This is a genomic window from Streptomyces anandii JCM 4720 (assembly GCF_014650655.1).
GTDB lineage: Bacteria > Actinomycetota > Actinomycetes > Streptomycetales > Streptomycetaceae > Streptomyces > Streptomyces anandii.
The window spans coordinates 1-4,688 of record NZ_BMVJ01000022.1 but is presented as its reverse complement, the minus strand read 5'-3'; the positions used below and the strand labels follow the sequence as shown (position 1 = coordinate 4,688).

Here is a 4,688-nt window from a genome sequence, read left to right as displayed (position 1 = left end):
ATGCCGGCCTGGCGCTACCGCGTCCACCGCTGGGAGACCACCGAGGAAGCCGTCTACGCCGCCTCCGGCTGGCTGTGGCAGCGCTGGCGCGTGGTGCCGCTGTCCCGGGTCCAGACCGTCGACATCCTGCGCGGCCCCATCCAGCAGATGTACGGCCTGTCCGGGGTCACCGTCACCACCGCCTCGGCCGCCGGCGCGGTCAAGATCAAGGGACTCGACCGGCGCGCCGCCACCGACCTCGTCGAGCACCTCACCAAGTACACCCAGGCCACGCCGGGAGACGCCACATGACCCAGCAGACCGCCGTGGACCGGCCCGTCGACGCCGTCCCGTCCGAGCCCTGGCAGCGCCTCAACGCCCGCCTGATCCTGGTGCAGTTGAGCATCCTCGCCGCACCGGCCGCCTCCTTCGCCGGCACCCTGCTGATCACCGGCGGCACCCTCAACCTCCAGGCCCTGATCACCCTCGGCTCGCTCCTCATCACCGCCTGCGTGATCACCGGCATCAGCCTCATGCGGTTCCTGACCACCCGCTACCGCATCACCGGCGACCGCATCGAGCTGCGCTCCGGACTCCTCTTCCGCAGCCACCGCTCCATCCGCCTTGACCGCATCCGCGGCGTCGACCTCACCGCCAACCCCGTCCACCGCGTCTTCGGACTCACCTCCGTCCGCATCGGCACCGGCGACCAGACCTCCTCCTCCAGCCGCCGCCTCTCCCTCGACGGCGTCAGCAAGGCCCAGGGCGCCGAACTGCGGCAGCGGCTCCTCAGCCGCCGCGACGCCGCCACCGGCCACCCCACCGACGAGGACGACCACACCATCGCCGACCTCGACTGGGCCTGGATCCGCTACGCACCCCTGACCATCTGGGGCGTCGGCGGCGTCCTCCTCGGCGTGGGCACCGTCTACCGCACCCTGCACGAGATGCGGATCGACCCGCTCGAACTCGGCTTCGTCAAGGACATCGAACACCGCTACGGCTCCGTGCCCCTGTGGTTCGGCATCCTCGTCACCGTCACGATCCTCGTCGTCATCGGCGCCGTCGGCTCCACCGCCACCTTCACCGAGGGCTGGTACGGTTACCGCCTCGAACGCGAGGACGGCGGCACCCTCCGCGTCCTGCGCGGCATGCTCGTCACCCGCTCCGTCACCATCGAGGAAAAGCGCCTGCGCGGCGTCGAACTCGGCGAGACCATGCTGCTGCGCTGGGCCGGCGGAGCCCGCCTCAACGCCGTCGCCAGCGGCCTCGGCGACCGCGACGAGAACCGCAAGCGCCGTATGCTCACACCCCCCGTGCCCCGCGCCGAAGCCCTCCGCGTCGCCGCCGACGTACTCGGCGAGAGCCAGTCGCCCACCTCGGCCGCCCAGCTCACCCCGCACCCCCGCACCGCCCTGCGCCGCCGCGTCAACCGCGCCCTGACCGCCACGGTCCTCATCAGCGCCGTACCGGCCCTGCTCGGCGCACTGCTGTGGACGCCCCTGCTCTACGTCGCCGCCGCCTGCGCGGTGGTGCTCCTGCCCGTCACCCTGGCCCTCGCCCACGACGCCTACCGCACCCTCGGCCACGGCATGCACGGCCGCTACCTGGTCACCCGCTACGGCACCTTCTCCCACCGCACGGTCGCCCTCCAGCGCGAGGGGATCATCGGCATCGGCGTCTCCCGCTCACTGTTCCAGCGGCGTTCCGGACTGCTCACCCTCACGGCCACCACGGCCGCCGGCGACCACAAGTACAAGGTGCGGGACGTGACCGTCACGGACGGACTCGCCCTCGCGGAGAAGTCGGTGCCCGGACTGCTCGCGCCGTTCCTGGAGTCCGGCGCGCCCGGGTCGTACGGCGGGCCCGGCTCCTCCGGGCGGGGCGGCCACCGGCGCCGACGCTGAAATCCGGGCCGGCACCTCCACCCCAGGGGCGGAGCGGCCGGCCCCCCAAGACCATCTGTCCCATCCCCCGGGAACCGGAGGGGCGACCTCCCCGTCGCCCCTCCGCTTCCGGTTCCCGCTTCCGGTTCGCGCTCCGGCCGCTCAGCCGGCGGCCAGCTCCTCCAGGCGGGACACCAGCGCGGCAGGCGTCGGCATCCCCTCGATCTCCTCGCGCACCTCCCGCGCGACCGCGCGCATCTTCTCGTCCGACAGCAGCCGCCGCAGCAGCTCCGCGTCGATCTCCTCGGCCTTCGCGCTGATGCCGGCGCCGCGCTCGTGCACGGCGGCGGCGTTCACGAAACGGTCCGCGCCGTCCGGCAGGATGATCTGCGGCACACCCGCGTTCAGCGCCGCCAGCGTGGTCCCCGAACCCCCGTGGTGCACCGCGCCCGCACACGTGCGCATCAGCACGGTGAGCGGCACCCAGCCCACCACCCGCACATTCGCGGGCAGTTCACCCAGCGCGCTGGTGTCGACGTCTCCGAGCGCCAACACGAACTCCGCGTCCACCGACCCAGCCGCGGCCAGCAGCCGCTGCACCGGACCCAGCCCCGTCACGTGCACTGACGCCGTCCCCAGCGTCACCGCGATCCGCGGCCGCCCGGGCCGCTCCAGCACCCAGTCCGGCAGCACCGCACCGCTGTTGTACGGCACCGGCCGCATCGACCAGCCGTCCGGCTCCGGCTCCACCATGCTCGGCGGCGCGATGTCGAGAGTCGTGACCCGCTCGGGCACGCCCTCCACACCGTGCCGGCGCATCGTCGCGCCGAGCTGCGCGAGGGTCAGCGCCCGGATCTCCGCACCGCGCGCGAAACCGAAGTTGTGCTGCACCGCGGGCACGCCCAGCTTCTGGGCGGCTATCAGACCCGAGACGAAGATCTGCTCGTAGACCACGAGATCGGGCCGGAACGCCTCCGCCGTACGCACGATCGCGTCGGTCAGATGGTCGTTGAGATGGGCGAACAACTGGATGCCGGCCATCGGATCGGGCCCCTCGGGATTGCGCACACGGGCCAGCAGATCCGGAACGGTCTCCTGGAAGAAATTCTCCATGTCCAGGCCCGGGGCGACATCCGCCACATGCAGACCGGCGTTGGCCGCTTCCAGACCGGTGCACCCGGTGGCCACCAGCACCTCGTGACCCGCGGCCCGCAGTGCCCAGGCCAGCGGAACCGTCGGGAAGACATGACCGATGGCCGGATACGAGACGAACAGCACGCGCATGAGCACGCGCTCCCTTCTGAATCAGTCCATGACTGGTTAATTCCAGTCGTATTCTTGACTTTTCGTTCTTGCCGAGCGCATTCTCGACGGGGCCCCGGGAAGCCGTCAAGGCGATGAAGAACGCCTCAGGATAGGGGTTACTAGGGGGTTTGAAGGGGTTTCTCGGACACCCCGCCCATGGCAGGCTGCGAAATGGTCGTTGGATTCTGTCTGCCAGGGTAAATGGAGCGCGTTGATGAGTGGATCCGAGGATTTCACGCCCGAGCACAACGACGTGAAGGACCTGGGTCCCGGCGGCGACGCGCCGACGGACCGGCCGCGAGAGCTCGCGGACGGACCGTCGTGGGCCGAGCGGCTCGGCGGGCTGTCCGTGGCCGAGCAGGAGCAGGCGCTCACCGACTGGGTCACCACCCTCGTACGCGCCGCCCTGCGCGACAACGCCCCGGCCGCCGTCGACCCCGAACGCCCCTTCCTGGAACTCGGCTTCGACTCCCTCGCCGCGGTCGACCTGCACAGCAGGCTCACCGCCGCCACCGGCCTGCGACTGCCGGTCACCCTCGCGTTCGACCATCCCACCCCGGCCGCCCTCGCCCGCCTGCTGCGCACCGAGATCCTCGGCCTCGCACCCGGCACGGGCGACACGGACTCCGACACGGACGCCGCCGTCGCCTTCGCCGCGGCGGCGCACGACGAGCCCATCGCCATCGTGGGAATGAGCTGCCGCTTCCCCGGCGGCGTCCACTCGCCCGAAGACCTCTGGCAACTCGCCGTCTCCGGCACCGACGCCATTTCCGAATTCCCCACCGGCCGCGGCTGGGACCTCTCCTCGCTTTACGACCCCGACCCCGACAACCCCGGCACCAGCTACACCCGCGAAGGCGGATTCCTCCACGACGCCGACCAGTTCGACGCCGGATTCTTCGGGATCAGCCCGCGCGAGGCGCTGGCCATGGACCCGCAGCAGCGACTGCTCCTGGAAACCTCCTGGGAAGCATTCGAACGCGCCGGAATCGACCCCGCCGAATTCCGCGGCCGCCAGGCCGGCGTATTCGTCGGCGCCGAGACCCAGGAGTACGGCCCCCGCCTGCACGAGGCCGAAGAGGGCATCGAGGGCTACCTCGTCACCGGCAACGCGGCCAGCGTCGCCTCCGGTCGCATCGCCTACACCCTCGGCTTCGAAGGCCCCACCGTCACCGTCGACACCGCCTGCTCCTCCTCCCTGGCCGCCCTCCACCTGGCCGTCCAGGCGCTGCGCCGCGGCGAGTGCTCCATCGCCCTCGCGGGCGGCGTGGCCGTCATGGCCGGCCCCGGCTCCTTCATCGCCTTCAGCCGGCAGCGTGGCCTCGCGCCCGACGGCCGGGTGAAGGCCTTCGCGGCGGGTGCGGACGGCACGGGCTGGGGTGAGGGTGTGGGCATGCTGCTCGTGGAGCGGCTGTCCGATGCGCGGCGCAACGGTCATCCCGTGCTGGCGGTGGTGCGGGGGAGTGCCATCAATCAGGACGGTGCGAGTAATGGTCTGACGGCTCCGAATGGTCCGTC

General features: G+C 71.5%; 4 protein-coding genes. 3 read left to right on the top strand and 1 reads right to left on the bottom strand.

Annotated elements, in window-relative coordinates:
* On the top strand, positions 1-291 hold a 291-nt coding region (locus tag IE249_RS38845; RefSeq protein WP_229859503.1), incomplete at its 5' end, for a PH domain-containing protein.
* Positions 288-1,886 (top strand): PH domain-containing protein, encoded by a 1,599-nt coding sequence (locus tag IE249_RS29290; protein ID WP_189709566.1) that lies wholly within the window; start codon positions 288-290, stop codon positions 1,884-1,886. The genes IE249_RS38845 and IE249_RS29290, both read left to right, overlap by 4 nt.
* A gap of 141 nt (positions 1,887-2,027) precedes the next feature.
* Here the strand turns inward: IE249_RS29290 and IE249_RS29285 are convergent, their stop codons facing one another.
* On the bottom strand, positions 2,028-3,149 hold the full coding sequence (locus IE249_RS29285; protein WP_189709564.1) for a nucleotide disphospho-sugar-binding domain-containing protein: 1,122 nt from the start codon (positions 3,147-3,149) through the stop codon (positions 2,028-2,030).
* Positions 3,150-3,423: 274 nt separating this feature from the next.
* Between IE249_RS29285 and IE249_RS29280 the strand changes: the two genes are divergently transcribed.
* Positions 3,424-4,688: beta-ketoacyl synthase N-terminal-like domain-containing protein (locus tag IE249_RS29280; RefSeq protein WP_373304484.1), on the top strand; the 1,265-nt coding region annotated here is incomplete at its 3' end.